Source organism: Planococcus sp. APC 3900, from assembly GCF_030407735.1.
GTDB lineage: Bacteria > Bacillota > Bacilli > Bacillales_A > Planococcaceae > Planococcus > Planococcus notacanthi.
Map to the genome: position 1 here is coordinate 761,659 of NZ_JASDCT010000001.1, position 21,666 is coordinate 783,324.

At 47.0% G+C, this 21,666-nt stretch carries 19 protein-coding genes; 18 read left to right on the forward strand and 1 reads right to left on the reverse strand.

The annotated features are described in order from the left end of the window. From QMA04_RS03815 to QMA04_RS03845, 7 genes are all read left to right on the forward strand, one after another. Positions 1-852 carry a 3-hydroxybutyryl-CoA dehydrogenase gene (locus QMA04_RS03815; RefSeq protein ID WP_191713532.1) on the forward strand — a complete coding sequence of 284 codons (852 nt, stop codon included), beginning with the start codon at positions 1-3 and terminating at the stop codon, positions 850-852. A gap of 19 nt (positions 853-871) precedes the next feature. After that, positions 872-2,008 (forward strand): acyl-CoA dehydrogenase, encoded by a 1,137-nt coding sequence (locus QMA04_RS03820; RefSeq protein ID WP_191713533.1) that lies wholly within the window; start codon positions 872-874, stop codon positions 2,006-2,008. A 19-nt stretch (positions 2,009-2,027) separates the two neighbouring features. Beyond that, on the forward strand, positions 2,028-3,167 hold the full coding sequence (locus QMA04_RS03825) for an acyl-CoA dehydrogenase (protein WP_191713534.1): 1,140 nt from the start codon (positions 2,028-2,030) through the stop codon (positions 3,165-3,167). A gap of 15 nt (positions 3,168-3,182) precedes the next feature. Beyond that, positions 3,183-3,824 carry a TetR/AcrR family transcriptional regulator gene (locus QMA04_RS03830; protein WP_203339052.1) on the forward strand — a complete coding sequence of 214 codons (642 nt, stop codon included), beginning with the start codon at positions 3,183-3,185 and terminating at the stop codon, positions 3,822-3,824. A gap of 5 nt (positions 3,825-3,829) precedes the next feature. Further along, on the forward strand, positions 3,830-7,081 hold the full coding sequence (gene icmF, locus QMA04_RS03835) for a fused isobutyryl-CoA mutase/GTPase IcmF (RefSeq protein ID WP_290183995.1): 3,252 nt from the start codon (positions 3,830-3,832) through the stop codon (positions 7,079-7,081). A 913-nt stretch (positions 7,082-7,994) separates the two neighbouring features. Then, positions 7,995-8,573, forward strand: coding sequence for a DNA-directed RNA polymerase subunit delta (gene rpoE / locus QMA04_RS03840; RefSeq protein WP_203339054.1), 579 nt, complete (start codon positions 7,995-7,997; stop codon positions 8,571-8,573). A gap of 158 nt (positions 8,574-8,731) precedes the next feature. After that, the gene (locus tag QMA04_RS03845; protein ID WP_290183996.1) at positions 8,732-10,330 is read left to right on the forward strand and encodes a CTP synthase; all 1,599 of its coding nucleotides are present in this window, start codon (positions 8,732-8,734) and stop codon (positions 10,328-10,330) included. A 52-nt stretch (positions 10,331-10,382) separates the two neighbouring features. On the opposite strand, the gene QMA04_RS03850 is transcribed toward QMA04_RS03845, so the two are convergent. Continuing rightward, positions 10,383-10,868 (reverse strand): DUF2529 family protein, encoded by a 486-nt coding sequence (locus QMA04_RS03850; RefSeq protein ID WP_290183997.1) that lies wholly within the window; start codon positions 10,866-10,868, stop codon positions 10,383-10,385. A gap of 47 nt (positions 10,869-10,915) precedes the next feature. Between QMA04_RS03850 and QMA04_RS03855 the strand changes: the two genes are divergently transcribed. The 11 genes from QMA04_RS03855 (at position 10,916) to QMA04_RS03905 (ending at position 21,665) form a co-directional block, all read left to right on the forward strand. After that, the gene (locus QMA04_RS03855; RefSeq protein WP_203339057.1) at positions 10,916-11,275 is read left to right on the forward strand and encodes a response regulator; all 360 of its coding nucleotides are present in this window, start codon (positions 10,916-10,918) and stop codon (positions 11,273-11,275) included. 84 nt (positions 11,276-11,359) lie between these two features. After that, positions 11,360-12,217 carry a class II fructose-bisphosphate aldolase gene (locus QMA04_RS03860; protein ID WP_191713541.1) on the forward strand — a complete coding sequence of 286 codons (858 nt, stop codon included), beginning with the start codon at positions 11,360-11,362 and terminating at the stop codon, positions 12,215-12,217. 79 nt (positions 12,218-12,296) lie between these two features. Next, a complete protein-coding gene (fsa, locus tag QMA04_RS03865; RefSeq protein WP_191713542.1) occupies positions 12,297-12,959 on the forward strand; it encodes a fructose-6-phosphate aldolase in 663 nt (220 codons plus the stop codon). Positions 12,960-13,240: 281 nt separating this feature from the next. After that, a complete protein-coding gene (locus QMA04_RS03870) occupies positions 13,241-14,539 on the forward strand; it encodes a UDP-N-acetylglucosamine 1-carboxyvinyltransferase (RefSeq protein ID WP_191713543.1) in 1,299 nt (432 codons plus the stop codon). Positions 14,540-14,612: 73 nt separating this feature from the next. Then, positions 14,613-15,578, forward strand: coding sequence for a class II fructose-bisphosphatase (gene glpX, locus QMA04_RS03875; protein ID WP_191713544.1), 966 nt, complete (start codon positions 14,613-14,615; stop codon positions 15,576-15,578). A 329-nt stretch (positions 15,579-15,907) separates the two neighbouring features. Then, positions 15,908-17,191: a transcription termination factor Rho gene (gene rho, locus QMA04_RS03880; RefSeq protein ID WP_191713545.1), complete on the forward strand. Its 1,284-nt coding sequence runs from the start codon at positions 15,908-15,910 to the stop codon at positions 17,189-17,191. Positions 17,192-17,341: 150 nt separating this feature from the next. After that, the gene (rpmE, locus tag QMA04_RS03885) at positions 17,342-17,557 is read left to right on the forward strand and encodes a 50S ribosomal protein L31 (protein WP_191713546.1); all 216 of its coding nucleotides are present in this window, start codon (positions 17,342-17,344) and stop codon (positions 17,555-17,557) included. Positions 17,558-17,867: 310 nt separating this feature from the next. Further along, the gene (locus QMA04_RS03890) at positions 17,868-18,458 is read left to right on the forward strand and encodes a thymidine kinase (protein ID WP_191713547.1); all 591 of its coding nucleotides are present in this window, start codon (positions 17,868-17,870) and stop codon (positions 18,456-18,458) included. Positions 18,459-18,659: 201 nt separating this feature from the next. After that, complete coding sequence (gene prfA, locus QMA04_RS03895; RefSeq protein WP_191713548.1) at positions 18,660-19,739, forward strand: peptide chain release factor 1; 1,080 nt, start codon at positions 18,660-18,662, stop codon at positions 19,737-19,739. Next, positions 19,726-20,583: a peptide chain release factor N(5)-glutamine methyltransferase gene (prmC, locus tag QMA04_RS03900; RefSeq protein WP_290183998.1), complete on the forward strand. Its 858-nt coding sequence runs from the start codon at positions 19,726-19,728 to the stop codon at positions 20,581-20,583. The genes prfA and prmC overlap by 14 nt, the downstream gene beginning before the upstream one ends. 89 nt (positions 20,584-20,672) lie before the next feature. Further along, positions 20,673-21,665 carry an L-threonylcarbamoyladenylate synthase gene (locus QMA04_RS03905; protein WP_191713550.1) on the forward strand — a complete coding sequence of 331 codons (993 nt, stop codon included), beginning with the start codon at positions 20,673-20,675 and terminating at the stop codon, positions 21,663-21,665. The last annotated feature ends 1 nt before the right edge of the window (position 21,666 follow it).

A 21,666-nucleotide genomic window follows, 5' to 3' on the forward strand; every position in this document is an offset into this window, starting at 1 on the left:
ATGTCGATTCAAAACGTAATGGTCATTGGCGCCGGACAAATGGGTTCCGGCATCGCGCAAGTTTGCGCACAGGCAGGATTGAACGTGAAACTGAATGATATGAAGCAGGAAGCATACGACCGTGGGATCGGGACCATCACCAAGAACCTGTCCCGCAATGTTGAAAAAGGCCGCATGACGGAAGAAGAAAAGAATGAGGTCCTTGGACGCATTACACCGTCGCTTGATCTTAAGGATGCTCATGATGTGGATATCGTCATCGAAGCAGCTGTTGAAAACATGGCCATCAAACACAGCATCTTTAAAACGCTGGATGAAGTGGCGCCACAGCATGCTATTTTGGCAACAAACACGTCATCTCTTCCAATTACAGAGATTGCGGCAGTCACCAACCGCCCGGAGCAAGTAATCGGCATGCATTTCATGAATCCGGTACCGGTGATGAAACTTGTGGAAATTATCCGCGGCTTGGCAACTTCTGATGAGGTTTATAAAAAAGTGGAAGAAATGACGGTTCAGCTGTCAAAAACACCAGTGGAAGTGAATGATTTCCCAGGATTCGTTGCGAACCGCATCTTGATGCCGATGATCAACGAAGCGATTTTCACACTTCAAGAAGGGGTCGCCACCAAAGAAGCAATCGACGACATCATGAAACTCGGCATGAACCATCCGATGGGACCGTTGCAATTGGCTGATTTTATTGGCTTGGATACTTGCCTGTACATTATGGAAGTGCTGCATGAAGGGTTCGGCGACAGCAAGTACCGCCCAAGCCCGTTATTGCGCCAATACGTCAAAGCAGGATGGCTAGGCAAGAAAACCGGACGCGGTTTCTATGACTACACTTAATATTAGGGGGAAAACCGCAATGGATTTGCACTTTACAGATGAACAGCTTATGATGCGCAACATGGTGCGAGATTTCGCGAAAGAAGAGATTACACCGTTTATCGAAAACATGGAAAACGATGAATTTCCAACGGCGATTTTAAAGAAAATGGGCGAGCTCGGATTGATGGGAATCACAGCTCCTGAAAAATACGGCGGTGCGGAAATGGACTTCACTTCCTATATCACGGCTATCCACGAATTATCGAAAGCGAGCGGCGTGGTAGGAGTTATCCTGTCAGTCCATACGTCGGTCGGCACCAACCCGATCCTCAATTTCGGATCACAGCAGCAAATCGAGAAATACGTACCAAAACTGGCGAGCGGCGAATACCTTGGCGCTTTCTGTCTGACAGAACCGGCGGCAGGTTCGGATGCAGGAAGCCTGAAGACAAAAGCGGTCCTAGACGGAGACCATTACGTTTTGAATGGCTCGAAAGTCTTTATTACCAATGGCGGCGCAGCGGATACGTATATCGTCTTCGCTTCGACAAAGCCTTCTGCAGGCTCCCGTGGAATTTCGGCTTTCATTGTTGAAAAGGATACACCGGGCTTGGTCATCGGCAAAAACGAAAAGAAAATGGGTCTCCATGGTTCGAAAACGGTCCAATTGACCTTTGAAAATATGCGGGTACCGGCTGGAAACTTGCTGGGCGAAGAAAATAAAGGATTCAGCATCGCCATGGCGAATTTGAACGTCGGACGCATCGGCATCGCGGCACAAGCGCTCGGCATTGCTGAAGCGGCCTATGAATATGCTGTGGCTTACGCCAAAGAACGCGAACAGTTCGGCAAACCAATTGCCCAGCAGCAAGGCATCGGCTTTAAGCTGGCGGATATGGCGACACAGGTGGAAGCCGCGAAACTGCTGGTCTACAACGCGGCGGACTTGTATTCACAAGGCAAGGATTGCAATAAAGAAGCTTCCATGGCTAAACTTTTCGCTTCGAAAGCGGCGATGGATGTCACGATTGAAGCCATTCAAGTGTTCGGCGGCTATGGTTATACAAAAGATTATCCGGTCGAGCGCCTGTTCCGCGACGCTAAAGTAACGGAAATTTATGAAGGCACCAGCGAAATTCAACGCATCGTCATCAGCAAACAACTACTTAAATAATTTATTGGAGGAATGGAAAATGAATTTTCAACTGTCTGAAGAACACGAAATGATCCGCAAAATGGTAAGAGATTTCGCTAATAAAGAAGTGGCGCCAACAGCGGAAGAGCGTGACGAAGAAGAACGCTTTGACCGTGAGATTTTCGATAAAATGGCTGAACTTGGCCTTACGGGTATTCCATGGCCGGAAGAATACGGCGGAATCGGCTCGGATTATTTGGCGTACTGCATCGCAGTTGAAGAATTATCACGTGTCTGCGCATCGACAGGCGTTACATTATCTGCCCACACGTCTCTGGCAGGATGGCCGGTTTATACATTCGGAACGGAAGAACAAAAACAAAAATACCTTCGCCCAATGGCGGAAGGCACGAAAATCGGCGCTTACGGCTTAACGGAACCCGCTTCAGGATCGGATGCAGGCGCTATGCGTACTTCAGCGAAAGAAGATGGAGACCATTATGTATTGAACGGTTCGAAAATCTTCATCACCAACGGCGGAATTGCGGACATCTACATCGTATTTGCGGTAACAGATCCGGAATCGAAGCATAAAGGCACGACAGCATTCATCGTTGAAAAAGACTTTGAAGGTTTCTCGGTCGGCAAAAAAGAGCGCAAGCTGGGCATTCGCTCAAGCCCGACAACTGAAATCATCTTCGACAACTGCCGTGTACCGAAAGAAAACGTTTTGGGCGAACTTGGCCAAGGCTTCAAAATCGCTATGCAGACGCTTGACGGTGGACGCAACGGCATCGCGGCACAGGCTGTCGGAATCGCACAAGGAGCACTTGATGCATCAATCGACTACGCGAAAGAACGCGAGCAATTCGGCAAGCCGATTGTTGCCAATCAAGGCGTGTCATTCAAGTTGGCGGATATGGCGACTTCAATCGAAGCTTCCCGTCTATTGACTTACCAGGCAGCTTGGTTGGAATCGAATAAATTATCTTACAGCAAAGAGTCGGCGATGGCGAAATTGATGGCCGGCGATACAGCGATGAAAGTAACGGTTGAAGCGGTTCAAGTCTTCGGCGGCTACGGCTATACGAAAGATTATCCGGTTGAACGCTTTATGCGCGACGCGAAAATCACTCAAATTTACGAAGGCACACAGGAAGTTCAGCGTCTGGTTATTTCCCGGATGGTTACGAAATAAGCGGAGGGTTGCCTTATGAACAAAAAGCGTGAAATAGCGTCCTCCGTGAAAGACGAAAGCTTGATTGAAAAGCGCCGCGAACAGATGATTCGCGGTGCTGTCACGCTTTTTAAAGAAAAAGGCTTTCACCGGACGACGACACGGGAAATCGCCAAAGCCGCGGGTTTCAGTATCGGTACTTTGTATGAATACATCCGGACCAAGGAAGATGTGCTGTACCTCGTCTGTGACTCCATTTATGACGAAGTGCACACACGTCTGGACCGGCTTGATATCGAACAGGGTTCCATTAATGTCCTTGTGACGGCGATCGAGCATTACTACACCTTGATCGATGATATGCAGGATGAATTCGTGGTCATGTACCAGGAATCCAAATCGTTGCCGAAGGACGCATTAAGTTATGTACTGAATAAAGAAATTGAAATGGTGGCGCTTTTTGAACGTTTGCTGACGCAATGCGTCGACAACGGGGAAATCAAAATGACGCCGAAAGAAGTGGTCATGGCTTCCCATCATTTATTCGTACAAGGCCAAATGTGGGCTTTCAGACGCTGGGCGTTGCGCGACTTCACCATTCAGGAATTTATCGACATGCAAACCAAATTTCTTTTGCAGGGGATGGCAGGAGAAAACATTTCAATACAGGGGGCTTGATCATAATGGCTACAATCGAAGAAACGAAAACCTATCAGCCGAAAAACCATATTCGCTTTGTCACGGCTTCCAGTCTTTTTGACGGCCATGACGCGTCCATCAACATCATGCGCCGGATTCTGCAATCAAGCGGTGCCGAAGTGATTCACTTGGGCCATAACCGCTCGGTTGAAGAAGTGGTCAATGCGGCTATCCAAGAAGATGTTCAGGGGATCTGCATTTCGTCTTACCAAGGCGGCCATATGGAATACTTCAAGTATATGTATGATTTGCTGCAGGAAAAAGGCGCATCGCATATCCGGATTTATGGCGGAGGCGGAGGCGTTATTTTGCCGCGTGAAATCAAAGAACTTGAAGAATACGGCATTGCCGGCATTTTCTCACCGGAAGATGGCCGCAAAAAAGGCCTGCAGGGCATGATTACGGAAATCGTTGAGGAATGTGATTTCTCGACGGTGAAACCGGATCAGAAAATCGAAAACCTTTCTGCCGACGAACCGGTAGTACTGGCAAACCTGATTACGGCTGCGGAAGAAGCGCATACGCGCGACACCGATACCGACGAATTGTTGAGAGCGGTACGGGAACAGACGAAAAACACGCCGGTCCTCGGCATCACCGGAACAGGCGGAGCTGGGAAAAGCTCGCTGACCGATGAATTGATTCGCCGATTCCTGTCTGAACTTCCGGACAAGAAAATCGCAATTCTGTCGATCGACCCGACCAAACAGAAAACAGGCGGCGCGCTTTTGGGTGACCGCATCCGCATGAACGCCATCTTCAATAAACGTGTCTTTATGAGAAGCCTGGCAACACGCGGTTCACGCTCAGAGCTGTCCGGTGCAATCGGAGATGTTTTGGACGTCGTGAAAGCGGCGGATTTCGATTTGATTGTTGTGGAAACAAGTGGGATCGGCCAGGGAGATGCGGAAATCGCCAACTTCTCGGACATTTCCATGTACGTCATGACCAGTGAATTCGGTGCACCGTCACAGCTTGAAAAAATCGATATGATCGATTACGCGGATTTGATTGTCATCAATAAATTCGAACGCAGCGGTTCGCAGGATGCGCTTCGCCAAGTGCAGAAGCAGTATCAGCGCAGCCATCTGCTATGGGATAAAGACCTGGATGAAATGCCGGTCTACGGCACAATCGCCAGCCAGTTCAACGATAAAGGGACCAACTCCCTGTTCGCGGCACTTGTGGCTACGGTCAATGAAAAATGTGGAACCGACTGGGAGACGGATTACGATAAATTCGTCAAAACCCAGAAAGAAAACTTGATCATTCCAAATGATCGCCGCTATTACTTGCGTGAGCTGACCGATACGGTCCGTGGCTACCACGCAAAATCCAAAGAACAAGCCGCCTTTGCGCGCCGTCTGTTCCAATTGGAAGGCGCCATCGAAGCGGTAAAAGAAAAAGCACCGGATGATGCATTGGTCGCTTCACTCGAGTCGCTGGCTGACGGCGTCCGTGAGGAATTGACTGCTGAATCCAAACGCATTCTCGCTAATTGGGTTGCGTTGAAAGAAATGTATGCCGGAGACGAATTCGTCACATCGGTACGAGACAAGGAAATCCGCACGATCCTGCGTACGGAAAGCCTATCCGGCATCAAAGTGCCGCGTGTGGTATTGCCGAAATTTGTTGATTACGGCGAGATCCTGTCTTGGGTTTACGCAGAGAACGTACCGGGTTCATTCCCGTATACGGCAGGGGTTTTCCCGTTCAAACGCGAAGGGGAAGATCCGAAGCGCCAATTTGCGGGCGAAGGAACGCCTGAACGCACGAACCGCCGTTTCCATTATCTATCGAAAGATGACGATGCGAAACGCTTGTCTACAGCTTTTGACTCGGTGACACTTTACGGCGAAGACCCGGATCACCGTCCGGACATTTACGGGAAAGTCGGCGAATCAGGTGTATCAATCTGTACGCTTGATGATATGAAGAAACTTTACGCAGGATTTGATCTGTGTGCGCCTTCGACTTCAGTTTCCATGACCATCAACGGACCGGCACCGATCATTTTGGCGATGTTCATGAACACGGCAATTGATCAGCAGGTCAAGTTGAATGAAGAAAAACTGGGCCGCACGTTGACTGTCGAAGAATTTACAGAAGTCCGTGAAAGCACGCTGCAAGTCGTTCGTGGCACCGTACAAGCCGATATTTTGAAAGAAGACCAAGGGCAGAACACCTGCATCTTCTCGACTGAATTCGCGTTGCGCATGATGGGCGATATCCAGCAATACTTCATCGATCACAAAGTGCGCAATTACTACTCTGTATCGATTTCGGGCTACCATATCGCCGAAGCGGGAGCGAATCCGATTTCCCAATTGGCCTTCACACTGTCCAACGGCTTCACGTATGTGGAATATTACTTGAGCCGCGGCATGAACATCGATGACTTTGCGCCGAACCTGTCGTTCTTCTTCTCGAACGGGCTGGATCCGGAATATACCGTCATCGGCCGTGTGGCACGCCGCATCTGGGCAGTTGTCATGCGCGATAAATACGGCGCCAACGAACGCAGCCAGAAACTGAAATACCATGTACAGACATCCGGGCGCAGTCTGCATGCACAGGAAATTGATTTCAACGACATCCGCACAACGTTACAGGCATTGATGGCGCTGCAGGATAACTGCAACTCGCTTCATACCAATGCTTACGATGAAGCGATCACGACGCCGACCGAAGAATCGGTTCGCCGCGCGATGGCGATCCAGATGATCATCACCAAAGAGCATGGATTGTCGAAAAACGAGAATCCGCTGCAAGGCGCGTTCATCATCGAAGAAATGACGCAATTGGTGGAAGAAGCGGTATTGACCGAGTTTGACCGCATCAACGACCGCGGAGGCGTTCTGGGCGCAATGGAAACACAGTACCAGCGCGGCAAAATCCAGGAAGAATCCATGCATTACGAAATGAAGAAACACACAGGCGAATTGCCGATCATCGGAGTCAATACCTACTTGAACCCGAATCCGCAATCAGACGACGACATCAACGCGATGGAAATCGCCCGCGCCACAACCGAAGAAAAGGAAACACAAATCAACAACTTGCGCGCCTTCCAGGAGCGCAACGATTCGACCGAAGCATTGGAGCGCCTGAAGCAAGTTGCGAAGACGGGCGGCAACATCTTCGAAGAATTGATGGACACCGTAAAAGTCGCAAGCTTAGGCCAAATCACTACAGCTTTATATGAAGTCGGCGGGCAGTATCGACGGAATATGTAGGTAGAAAAGCGGAAGCAGCCGTTTTGCTCCGACAGGCGTAAGAGGGTTTGGCGAAGCGGCGTGTTTCCAGTCGCACAGCCAAAGCAGCTTACGACCCGAGGGGCAGGCTGCTGGAGCTGGACAAAGAGGGAAGCCGAATGAAATACAATAAAGTAAGCGGAATCCGATTTCAAGTGGATTTTGCTTACTTTTTTTGTGGGGATGCGAGCTGGATCAGATTTGCAGGCGTTCTGCCGAGTTAAGGCCTAAAAGCTGAATGGATCAAAACACGAAAAAAGACGAAAACCCGCCAAAGCCGGGATTTTCGCTTTTTTGAGAAGAACTAAAGAGCTGATTTTGAAATCGACGAAGGTTTTTATTAATTTAAAAAGCGATACGCACGCTTGGAGAAAAATGCGCACGTTCAGCAGAAAATATGCACGCTTGGAGAAAAATACGCACGTTCAGCAGAAAATATGCACGCTTGGAGAAAAATACGCACGCTTATAAGAAAATGCGCACGTTTAGCAGATAAAACGCTAATTTATTTAAAAAACATCCAATAATATATTTTATTAAGAAAAAATTTCCAAGCAGATGCAAAAACAATCTTCATAAAGCCCATTCCACACGCTTATCCAGTCGATATCTCCACCCTTTTTCTGTATAATGAATGAAAACACATCCCAGAAAACAAGAAGGATGATCCTATGCGTAAAGCTGTGCACTACATAATTATCCTAATCTGTGTCATACTGATTTTCTTCCTGTACAATAAAGCTTTGGGATCCATTCCTTTTATGATCTTGGCGCTCTATTTGTTTTACTTCGGGTGGATGCAATTAGATCCGAGAAAAAAGAAAACACGGTAGCGGAGACTAGGTTGTTTGTATATAATGGATTAAGTTAAGAAAGAAGAAGGGACGTGCACGGAATGAAAATTCGTGAATTATCTAAAGAAGAACTAATAGAAGAGTCATTTGTTGACTTGACATATGCAATGCTAGAAGAAACACATGAAACGAAAACGTATGCAGAATTGGTTGAAGAAATCGAGAAATTGCTCAACTTATCAAAAGAGGAAATGAAAGATCGTCTGGTTCAATTCTATACAGACTTGAATATCGACGGCCGCTTTTTGATTTTGGGCGAAAACCGTTGGGGCCTTCGCGAATGGTACCCGGTAGAGCAGATCGAAGAAGAATCCGCTCCGACTGTTAAAGCACGTAAGAAGAAAGCGAAAGTCGCTGACGATGAAGGCTTTGACGATTTGGATGAATTGGCATTGGAAGACGAGTTGGAATTCGAAGACTTCGGTGAAGACGACGATGACGACGAGGATGATGATGACGAAGTGATCAAATCACCTGTCGAAGTGGAAGTCCTGGATTTCGACGCAGACGATGAGGACGAAGAAGACGTCGATGTTTTGGTAGAAGATCTGGATGGCAACATCATCGACGACGAAGACGAAGACGAAGACGATGAAGATGAAGAAGACGATTTGAAGTAATTTGAACATTTTATTACCTTGACTTATTAGGCTAGACTGGATAAGATTTTACTGGGCTCCTTAAAATAGGAGAGATGATTCGTACAGTTTACGCGCTCCCCCTGCATATGCAGCAGGTGGAGCGCTTTTTATTTTTACCATTCGAGGAGGAAACAGGCATGACGAAGTATATATTTGTGACGGGTGGGGTTGTATCATCACTCGGTAAAGGGATTGTAGCAGCGTCTTTAGGGCGTTTATTGAAAAACAGAGGGTTGAATGTAACGATTCAAAAGTTTGATCCGTACATCAACATTGACCCAGGAACAATGAGCCCATACCAGCACGGAGAAGTTTTTGTGACGGATGACGGCGCGGAAACGGATTTGGACCTTGGCCATTACGAGCGTTTCATCGACATCAACTTGAACAAATACTCTAACGTAACAACAGGGAAAGTTTACTCGACTGTTATCCAAAAAGAACGCCGCGGCGATTATTTGGGTGGAACCGTTCAAGTAATTCCGCATATCACCAATGAAATCAAAGACCGTCTATTGCGTGCTGCGAAAACAGCCAACGCGGATGTCGTCATCACGGAAATCGGCGGAACCGTCGGAGATATCGAATCATTGCCATTCCTCGAAGCAATCCGCCAGATGCGTTCAGATCTTGGGCGCGACGAAGTCATGTACGTACACTGTACGTTGATTCCGTATCTTGGAGCAGCAAAAGAAATGAAAACCAAACCTACGCAGCATAGCGTAAAAGAACTTCGCAGCCTGGGCATTCAGCCAAACCTGATCGTTGTTCGCACAGAACACCCAGTGCCACAGGACATGAAAGATAAGATTGCCTTGTTCTGCGACATCAAGCCGGAAGAAGTAATCGAATCACGCGATGTTGACGTGATCTATGAAATGCCGCTCCGCCTTCAGGAACAGCATATGGACCAAATTGTCCTTGATCACTTCGGAATTGAAGCGCCAGAGGCCGATATGACGGATTGGGGCACACTTGTTGATAAAGTGAAGTCGCTTAAAAACACTGTGCGCATCGGTCTTGTCGGAAAATATGTGGAACTGCAGGATGCTTATATTTCTGTAGTAGAAGCTTTGAAACATGCCGGTTTCGCATTCGATTCTGAAATCGAAGTCGAATGGATCAACGCCGAACACATCAATGCTGACAATGTGGCAGAATCATTGAAAAACTGCGACGGCATTCTCGTTCCGGGTGGCTTCGGCGACCGCGGAGTTGAAGGGAAAATCCTTGCTACTCAATTTGCACGCGAAAACAAAGTGCCATTCTTCGGTATTTGCCTGGGCATGCAATTGGCATCTGTTGAATTTGCACGCAGCATCATGAACCTTGAAGGCGCACATTCTTCTGAATTGAACGCTAAAACGGCTTACCCGGTCATCGACCTGTTGCCCGAGCAAAAAGACATCGAAGATTTGGGCGGCACGCTTCGCCTTGGATTGTATCCTGCGAAACTTGAAAAGGGATCGAAAGCCCATGAAGCTTACGGCGAAGAATTGGTTTACGAAAGACATCGCCACCGTTACGAGTTCAACAACGAATACCGGGAAGCTTTTGAAAAAGCCGGATTTAAATTTACGGGCACAAGCCCGGATGGCCGCCTGGTGGAAATCGTTGAAGTCGCTGACCACCCATGGTTCTTGGCTTGCCAATTCCACCCGGAGTTCATTTCACGTCCGAACCGTCCGCAGCCATTGTTCCGTGAATTTGTAAAAGCGTCTATTGCCAATAAATAAACGGAAAAGCCTTCCCTCATAAAAAAGGGGAAGGCTTTTATGCATGGAAAATTTAATCGGCCAGCAGTTGGTCGATGCTTGATTTGACAGCGTGGTAGACATAGAGTGCGGTCATGGCATGTGGAACTATCATGGACAGAGCATCGTCCTGTAACCGTGCTCCTTTCTGCTTGTCCAATGGAAGAAAGGCATCGGCTAACTCGCTGTTGCCGGAATCCGGTGCCATAAAAGCGAAGGGGATGCCCGCATCCGAAAGCCGTCCAGCAAGTTCATCGCCTTCTTCATCCGCTGCCAGTATCCAAACGCGGTCGCTGCTGGTGACAATGCTTGCAGGCGACCATTCGGCCGCAGAAGCCAACGGATCTTTGCTATGAAAGGCAACGGAGTCGACGGCTTTCATTTCACCGAACGCCGCGATGAAAATAGTGCCGCCTGCAACAGCAGCTTGTGCCAAAACACCAGCTACAGCGTCAATGGCTTCCTGCTGTTTTGCCAGGTGCTCAAACAGCGGAGTTAATTGTGCAGTTAACAGTTCCATAAAACTCACCTCGTAAAAAAGTATAGCAGACAAAGGAGTGGTTCTTCTTGAAAACCATTTTAATTGTAGACGACCAACCGGGAATCCGGCTGTTGTTAAAAGAAGTGTTCAGCAAAGAAGGATACCAGACGTTCACTGCCGGAAGCGGCAAAGAAGCACTCGAATTGGTGCAGGAAGTGTGCCCGGACCTGGTGTTGTTGGATATGAAGATTCCAGGTATGGACGGCATTGAAATATTGAAGCGATTGAAGAAGAACAAGCCCTCAGTCCACGTCATCATGATGACCGCATACGGCGAATTGGATTTAATTAAGGAATCGATGAACTGGGGAGCTGAGCGCTATTTTACCAAGCCTTTCGACGTCTTTGAGGTGCGCGATGCCGTGAATGGTCTATTGCAGCAGTAAACAGCGAAGAAGTAGCGTAAGTACAGGGTTTTTGATATAGTATAAAGGATATTTGCTTTAAACATTGCTGAGGAGGAATTCTAAATGCCATTGGTTTCAATGAAAGAAATGATGATAAAAGGAAAACAAGAAGGATATGCAATCGGTCAATTCAATTTAAACAACCTGGAGTTCACACAAGCCATTCTTCAAGCTGCACAGGAAGAGAATTCTCCGGTAATCTGCGGAGTTTCAGAAGGAGCAGCACGTTACATGGGTGGATTCACGACAGTTGTTAATATTGTCAAAGGATTGATGCATGATTACAAAATCACCGTTCCCGTGGCAATCCACTTGGATCACGGTTCGAGCTTTGAAAAATGTAAGGAAGCGATTGATGCAGGATTCACTTCCGTAATGATTGATGCGTCTCATCACCCGTTTGAAGAAAACATTGAAATCACTAAACAAGTTGTAGAATATGCGCGACAACATAATGTATCCGTGGAAGCGGAATTGGGAACTGTCGGCGGACAGGAAGACGACATTATTGCTGATGGCGTTATTTATGCCGATCCAAAAGAATGCAAGCAGCTGGTTGAACAGACTGGAATTGATTGCTTGGCGCCGGCTCTTGGTTCAGTCCATGGCCCTTATAAAGGCGAACCGAATCTTGGGTTTACTGAAATGGAAGAAATTTCACAGCAATGCGACGTTCCGCTTGTATTGCACGGTGGTACAGGAATTCCAACTAAAGATATTCAACGTGCCGTTTCTCTTGGTACATCGAAAATCAACGTCAACACAGAAAGCCAGATCACTTCAGCACAAGCCGTACGCGAGGTTTTGAACAACGACGCGGATGTCTATGATCCCCGCAAATACATGGGACCAGCCCGCGAAGCAATCAAAAAGACTGTAATCGGCAAAATGCGTGAGTTTGGAAGTTCAGGAAAAGCATAATAACGACACAAAAAAAGATGGGAGAGAAGCGTCCGAAAGGCGCCTTCTCTTTTTCCCGTCATACTGGAGGAGAAAAATAATGAAATTTTTCATCGATACAGCAAACTTTGACGAAATTAAAGAAGCACACGCCTGGGGAATCCTTTCCGGCGTTACAACAAACCCATCTTTGGTAGCAAAAGAGAAAAACGTTTCATTCCATGACCGCCTGAAAGAAATTGCGGCGCTTGTTGATGGTTCAATCAGCGGAGAAGTGATTGCCCTTGATGCAGAAGGAATGATCAAAGAAGGCCGTGAATTGGCTGATCTTGCGCCGAACATCACAGTGAAATTGCCAATGACACCAGACGGATTGAAAGCTTGTTCAGTACTTGCTTCAGAAGGCAAAAAAGTTAACGTCACATTGATTTTCAGTGCAAACCAGGCATTGCTTGCAGCGCGTGCCGGAGCGGCATACGTTTCGCCATTCCTTGGACGCCTGGACGACATCGGACATAACGGCATGGACCTGATTTCAACAATTGCTGAAATCTTTGCTATCCATGATATTTCTTCAGAGATCATTGCTGCTTCAATCCGCCATCCACAGCACGTAACGGAAGCTGCATTGAATGGTGCACATATCGCTACGATGCCGATTAAAGTAATGCACCAAATGTTCAAGCACCCGTTGACAGATCAAGGAATCGATGCATTTTTGGCTGACTGGGAAAAACGTTCAGTAGAAGACGGTGTAAAATAAGAACATCAAGAGATTTCCCGCTTTTAGGGCGGGAAATTGACTTGCCTTTAATGGCAGGAAAAACCCAAGTTGTGATCGGCAGCCGACTGGCATGCTGAAGCAATGGAACTTTTGCGGCCAACTATACTGCCGGGAAAAGTGGATAAAGAGAAACTTCAATCAAAAGGGGCTTGCCCCGTTGATTGTTAGTTGATCCAATCGGACTTTTACGGTCAGTGGATCTTCCGCTTGGATAAGCGGAAATCGTACTGCCCGTTAAAGCGGGATAAAGGAGAAAATTTATGGATGTATATAAAGTAAGGGGCGGTAAGCGCCTTTCCGGAACAATCAAAGTCAACGGTGCTAAAAATAGTGCGGTGGCATTGATTCCTGCATCGATTTTGGCGAATTCGCCAGTAACGATCGAAGGATTACCGGGTATTTCCGACGCATGGACACTGAAAAGTATTCTGGAAGAAATCGGCGGGGAAGTAACATTTGAAGACGGAACAATGAGCATCGATCCGACGAAAATGATTGATATGCCTTTGCCGAACGGCAATGTGAAAAAACTGCGTGCTTCCTATTATATGATGGGCGCGATGCTGGGCCGTTTCAAACATGCAGCAATTGGCCTTCCGGGCGGTTGTTTCTTAGGGCCTCGCCCAATCGATCAGCACATCAAAGGTTTTGAAGCATTAGGTGCGAAAGTCACGAATGAACACGGCGCCATCTACTTGCGTGCCGATGAGCTTCGTGGAGCCAAGATTTATTTGGATGTCGTCAGTGTTGGTGCAACAATCAACATCATGTTGGCAGCTGTTATGGCGAAAGGCCAAACAACGATTGAAAATGCGGCAAAAGAGCCGGAAATCATTGATGTAGCGACGTTATTGACCAATATGGGCGCGAAAATCAAAGGAGCCGGAACAAATGTCATCCGTATTGACGGCGTGGAAGAATTGCATGGCACCAACCATACAATCATCCCTGACCGCATTGAAGCCGGAACATTCATGATTATGGCTGCGGCTGCAGGAGATGGGGTAACCATCGACAACGTAATTCCTTTCCATATGGAAGCTTTGACTGCCAAATTACGCGAAATGGGTGTAGATGTGCAGGAAGGCGAAGAATCGATCTATATTCCAAAATCCAACAACTTGACGGCCATCGACGTAAAAACATTGGTGTACCCTGGATTCCCGACAGATCTTCAGCAGCCATTTTCTGTGCTGATGACTCAGGCTCAAGGAGCTTCAATGATTACCGATACCATCTATTCCGCACGTTTCAAGCATATTGATGAACTTCGCCGCATGAATGCAAGCGGCCGTGTGGAAGGAAGAGCGGCGATCGTTACAGGGCCGACTCCTTTGACTGCGGCAACCGTTGTAGCTTCTGACTTGCGTGCAGGAGCCGCATTGGTCATTGCCGGATTACTGGCGGAAGGCGAAACAGAAATCCGTGAAATCTACCACATCGAACGCGGCTACGCGTCCATCATTGAAAAACTGCAGGGCCTTGGTGCAGATATCCGGAGAGAGACGATTGACCCGGTGGCAAGCATGAAGTCCGACCTTAGCCAGGATGCAAATTAACGGTCTTTTAGCATAAAAATATATGCTACAATATTGAAGGCATAGTTAAAGCTGAACGGGAGGAACTGATAGTATGGAACGAAGTCTTTCGATGGAATTAGTGCGTATCACTGAAGCGGCAGCAATTGCTTCTTCAAAATGGATGGGCCGCGGCATGAAGAACGAAGCGGATGATGCAGCCACCACTGCAATGAGAGTCGTATTTGATACTATTCCGATGCGCGGCGTCGTTGTCATCGGTGAAGGCGAGATGGACGAAGCGCCCATGCTTTATATCGGTGAAGAATTAGGGACAGGCAATGGTCCGGAAGTGGACGTTGCAGTGGATCCTTTAGAAGGAACAAATATCGTAGCAGCCGGCGGTTGGAATGCATTAGCGGTTCTGGCCATAGCTGATCGCGGCAACCTTCTCAACGCACCGGATATGTACATGGACAAAATTGCGGTTGGGCCTGAATCTGTAGGCAAAATTGACATTAACGCACCAGTCATCGATAATCTTCGTGCAGTGGCGAAAGCCAAAAACAAAGACATCGAAGAAGTGGTTGCCACCATTATGGACCGTCCGCGCCATAAAGACATCATTGATCAAATCCGAGCAGCTGGAGCACGCATTAAACTGATCGGTGACGGCGATGTAGCCGGCGCGATCAATACAGCGTTCGACCAGACAGGCGTTGATATTCTATTCGGAATTGGAGGAGCACCTGAAGGCGTTATCGCTGCAGTCGGCTTAAAATGCCTGGGTGGCGAAATCCAAGGGAAGCTTGTTCCGCAAAACGAAGAAGAAGCACAGCGCTGCATCGATATGGGTATTGACGTCAGCAAAGTCCTGATGATGGATGACCTTGTTAAAGGCGATGATGCCATCTTTGCAGCAACAGGCGTAACAGACGGGGAACTTTTAAAAGGAGTTCAGCTGAAAGGCGGTTTCGCAGAAAGCCATACATTGGTGATGCGCGCGAAATCCGGAACGATCCGCTTTATCGAAGGGCGTCACAGCCTTCAGAAAAAACCAAATCTCGTAATGAACGATTAACGATCCTACTTCATAAAATGAGTCCGGCAAATTGCCGGACTTCTTCTTTAAGATCTTCTCAATCATTCACTACCGATCCTCAAACCCTATAAGTTGAATCAATGGTTTAATCAAGGGAAATTAACAAGATGATATGGCGTGAACCGGCTCAGGTTTACCCCTTATTTTATTTCTTATGAAGAGTGCAGCCAATACAACGATGAAAGGCCATAATTGGTTTTAGAAGAAGCTCTGCCTTACGTGAGTTCTTCTGGTCGATGGAAAAAGGCTCATCCATTCATTCAACTTATCTACAAAAAAATAATACGAATAAGAGTGGTGTCCGATACATGGCAACGATAACAATCTCCGCATTGGAGAATATGACATTAAAAGAACTATATAATTTAGCAAAAGAATATAAATTGACCAATTACAGCAAGCTGACAAAAAAAGAACTGATTTTTGCGATTTTGAAGACACGCGCGGAACAGGAAGGCTTCTTCTTTATGGAAGGTGTTTTGGAAATTATCCAATCAGAAGGCTTTGGCTTCCTGCGCCCGATCAACTATTCCCCAAGTTCACAGGACATCTACATCTCGGCATCCCAAATCCGCCGTTTCGATTTGCGGAATGGGGACAAAGTTTCCGGGAAAGTGCGTCCTCCAAAGGAAAACGAACGTTATTTCGGTTTGCTTCAAGTCGAAGCCGTTAACGGCGAAGATCCGGAAGTAGCCAAAGAACGTGTGCATTTCCCTGGGTTGACGCCACTTTATCCAGATCGCCATATCCGTCTGGAAACGACACCGGCTCATTTGTCTACACGCATCATGGATTTGGTTGCGCCAGTCGGTTTTGGTCAGCGCGGATTGATCGTAGCACCGCCAAAAGCCGGGAAAACCATGCTTCTAAAAGAAATTGCGAACTCCATTACAACCAATCATCCCGAAGCTGAATTGATTGTCCTGCTGATTGACGAGCGTCCGGAAGAAGTAACGGATATCGAACGTTCCGTAAATGCGGATGTTGTCTCTTCGACATTTGATGAAGTGCCTGAAAATCATGTGAAAGTCGCAGAGCTTGTCCTTGAACGGGCGATGCGCCTTGTTGAGCACAAACGTGATGTTGTCATTTTGATGGATTCCATCACGCGCCTTGCCCGAGCATATAATTTGGTGATTCCGCCAAGCGGGCGTACACTATCAGGAGGAATAGACCCAGCAGCTTTCCACCGTCCAAAACGCTTTTTCGGTGCCGCCCGAAATATCGAAGAAGGCGGCAGTTTGACGATTTTAGCGACCGCTTTAGTGGAAACCGGGTCACGAATGGATGAAGTCATTTACGAGGAATTTAAAGGGACCGGCAACATGGAATTGCATCTTGACCGATCTTTGGCTGAACGCCGCATTTTCCCTGCACTTGATATACGCCGTTCCGGAACGCGTAAGGAAGAGTTGCTGATCGAGCCGAAACAGCTTGAAAAGCTTTGGTCCATCCGAAAAACTTTCTCGGATTCTCATGATTTCGGTGAACGTTTCCTGAAGAAGCTGGGCCAAACAGATACAAATGAAGAATTCTTCGAGCAATTGGCTACGGAAATGAAGACCCACCGAAGCAACAAGAAGATGATTTAAATGCTTGCAAACGACACAAGAATTTGATATGATTATGAGAGTGAATCAAACCAAAGCTATTGCATATACGGTCTAAAGAACCGTGTAAGGCAATAGTAAAAATAGATTAAACTCTGTTCCAGATGGTTCAGGGCGAGAGGAGAAAACAAAATGAAATCAGGTATTCATCCAGATTACAAACAAGCTACAGTAACTTGCTCATGTGGGAACTCTTTCACAACTGGTTCTGTAAAAGAAAACATCAGCGTTGAGCTTTGCTCTGAATGTCATCCATTCTACACTGGACGTCAGAAATTCGCTTCAGCAGATGGCCGCGTAGACCGTTTCAACAAAAAATACGGCCTTAAAGAAGAAATCAACGAGTAATATTGGAAGAGCATGGACAGGAAGCAGAAATTCCGCAACGAATTTTTGTCCTCCTGTTTACCGCTTTCCTGCATCAATTAAAAATATACCTGCCTAGCGCGAAAACGCCTGGCGGGTATTTTTTTTTCGTTTATTCCTGCTTTTTCAGCAAGTGGATGCCTTATCCACCTTAGATAAAGGAGAAGCTGCCTGATTATGGCTTTCTCCATATTAGAAAAAAACACCTTACATATTCCAAAAAACAGCAAGATGCTGAATGATTTTTGGTATGATTAAACTAACAACAAAGTGTCCGAAAGGGGTCTCACCTATGTACGTCATGAAACAAACAGGATGGGTCGAATTAATCTGTGGCAGCATGTTTTCCGGAAAATCCGAAGAACTGATCCGCCGAGTGCGCCGTTCGCAATTCGCCAAACAAAAAATTATCGTTTTTAAACCAAAAATCGACGACCGTTACAGCAAAGAAGCGGTTGTTTCCCATAATGGAGCAACAGTAATCGCTCTGCCGATCTCCCGCTCAACTGATATGTGGGATCACATTACAGATGAATTTGACGTCATTGCCATCGATGAAGCCCAATTTTTTGATGAAGACATCATCGAAAACATCCAAAAGCTTGCTGATCATGGTTTCCGTGTAATTGTTGCCGGACTGGATCAGGATTTCAGAGGACGTCCATTCGGCCCCATGCCAGCTTTGCTCGCCATTGCCGAACAAGTGACGAAACTTCAAGCTGTCTGTACCGTTTGCGGTTCTCCGGCAAGCCGGACGCAGCGCCTGATCGACGGCAAGCCAGCCGGGTCAGATGACCCAACAATACTGGTCGGTGCATCTGAGGCCTACGAACCACGCTGCCGCCATCATCACGAAGTGCCTGCAGGTGTTACTGTTAAGTGAATAGTTAAGTTGGAATACGGATATTCCATAAACCAGCTCCGCTATCCTGTGGAGTCTCCGCTGGGTGGCTCCATAGCTGAAATATACGGATGACAAAGTATAGCTGCTTATTAAAATTTTTAACCAATCAAGTGAACAGCCATGATGAAGGTTTCAATCCAACACAAAAACGACACAAAATTAGAACTCGAGGTGACACCTATGTTTGATCGATTACAATCAGTAGAAGATAGATATGACCGTTTGAACGAATTGCTGAGCGATCCCGATATCGTCAGCGATACCAATAAACTGCGTGAGTATTCCAAGGAACAATCGGATCTGCAGGAAACGGTTGAAGCCTATCGTGAATACAAAGATTTGACAACTCAATTGGCGGAAGCAAAAGCCATGTTCGACGATAAGATGGACGCCGACATGCGCGAAATGGTCAAGGAAGAAGTCAGCGAATTGGAAGAACAGATTTCAGTGATTGAAGAGCGCCTTCATAAGCTGTTGATTCCGAAAGATCCCAATGATGATAAAAACGTTATTATGGAAATCCGTGGAGCAGCTGGCGGAGATGAAGCTGCGTTATTTGCAGGTGACCTTTACCGCATGTACACCCGTTTTGCCGAAACGAACGGCTGGAAAGTCCAAGTGCTGGATTCGAACCCGACCGGACTTGGCGGATTCAAGGAAATCGTCTTTATGATTACAGGAAAAGGCGCTTATTCGAAATTGAAATATGAAAACGGAGCACACCGTGTACAACGGGTGCCAGAAACAGAATCGGGCGGGCGGATCCACACCTCAACCGCAACGGTGGCTTGTTTGCCGGAAGTTGAAGAAGTGGAAATCGATATCCATGAGAATGACATCCGGACTGACACATATGCATCTTCAGGCGCCGGCGGACAATCGGTTAACACCACGATGTCAGCTGTCCGTTTGACGCACATTCCGACCAATACTGTGGTTACCTGCCAGGATGAAAAATCACAGATCAAAAACAAAGCCAGTGCCATGAAAGTATTGCGTGCACGCGTTTATGAAAAATTCCAGCAGGAAGCACAGGCTGAATATGACGCAGTCCGTAAATCTGCGGTTGGAACGGGCGACCGTTCTGAACGGATCCGGACATACAACTTCCCTCAAAACCGTGTCACCGATCACCGCATCGGATTGACGATCCAGAAGCTGGATCAGATTTTGCAAGGGAAAATGGATGAAATCATTGAAGCGTTGATTGTGGAAGAACAGTCAGCCCGCATGGAAAGCCTGAACAATGACCAAGCTTAAGTATGTTTATGAGGCCCTGAAGAGGGCTTCTTCTTTTTTACTGGAGAACGGCCGTGAAGAAGGAGCTGCACGCATCCTTCTTCAATATGAACTGGGCCTTTCGTATTCGGGCTTGATCGCTGCCATGCGCGATGAAATCAGTGAAACTCAATTTAACCGGTTCTGGGTAAATGTGGAGCAGCATGCCAAAGGGGTTCCAGTGCAGCATTTGACGGGCAGTGAAGAATTTTATGGCAGAAACTTCCTGGTAAATCCGAATGTCTTGATTCCAAGGCCTGAAACAGAAGAACTAATAGAAGAAACGCTGCAGTTGATTGAACGCCATCTTTTCAAGGAAGAATTGGCGATCGCTGATATTGGTACAGGAAGCGGCATTATCGCCATCACGATGAAATGTGAGTTGCCAAATGCGCTGGTAACCGCCACCGATATTTCGCAGCCTGCATTGGAGACGGCAGCATTAAATGCCGAACGCCTTCATGCGGAAATCGATTTCCGGTTAGGTGATTTGACGGAACCGATCAAAGACCGGAAATGGGATGTCGTCTTATCGAATCCGCCTTATATCGGACATGAAGAAGCGCCGAGTTTGTCCGACAGTGTCCGCGATTTTGAGCCCCATAATGCTTTGTTCGCCGATCAGGAGGGCTTGGCTTTGTATGAAAAAATGGCTGAACAGTTTCCGAAGTTGATCAATAAACCAGGTATCATTGGATTCGAAATAGGTTATCAACAGGGGCCGGCGGTCGAAAAAATGCTAAAAAGCGCTTTTCCGGACGCAGTGGTCTATATTAAAGAAGATATCAACAAAAAGGATCGCATGGTTTTTGCGATTATCGAGTAAGTTATGCACAATTTGCGCACAACTAATAGGGAGTTATCCACTTTGTGTGGATAGGACGATAAAAACCCTTAAAAATAGGAGTTGTTCTTGTGGAGACGGAAATTATTTCTGTGGATAAGAATGTGGATGAAAAAGAAAGTTATAAACAGGCTGTGGAAATCATTCGGAATGGTGAGGTTGTTGCGTTTCCGACTGAAACAGTTTACGGATTGGGAGCGGATGCGACCAATTGGGAAGCCGTCAATAAAATTTTTGAAGCAAAAGGACGACCTGCTGATAATCCATTGATTGTCCATGTTGATTCGAAGGAAACAGCATTGACATATGTGCAGGAAGTATCAGCAAAAGCGTTGCAATGCATGGATGCTTTTTGGCCAGGAGCCTTGACGCTGATCATGCAAGCAAAACCTGAAACCTTTGCCGGAAATGTTACCGCAAATCTTGAAACAGTCGGAGTCCGTGTGCCGAATCATCCGGTAGCGCTGAAGCTTTTGCAGGAACTGAAGCTGCCTTTGGCGGCACCGAGCGCCAATACAAGCGGAAAGCCAAGTCCAACCTTGGCTGAACATGTATACCATGACATGGATGGCAAAATTCCGCTGATTTTGGACGGCGGTCCCACGGAAATCGGCATCGAGTCCACAGTGCTGGATACAACTTGTGAGCCGCCGGTTATTCTGCGTCCAGGGAAAGTGTCGAAACAGCAGTTGGAGAATGTCATCGGAACGGTCCGTTTGTCTTCCGACAACAAAAATAACACGCCTAAATCCCCAGGGATGAAGTACATGCATTACGCGCCTGCAGCTCCATTGTATTTGATTGAAAATGAAGAAGGTTTAATTGAAAAAGCGATTGAATATGTCCGGGGAAAAGGGAAACGCGTAGCTGTCATCAGCAAAGAAGAATACCCTGAAGCTGATTTTAATTTTCCATTGTCCATGGCAACTCTTTACGCCAGCTTGCGCAAATGTGATTCAACAGATGCAGATCTGATTTTGGCATCGGTTGAAACCGGTGGGAAAATGGACGAAGCGTTAATGAACAGACTTGAAAAAGCTGCGGACCATAAATGGTTCAGCTGAT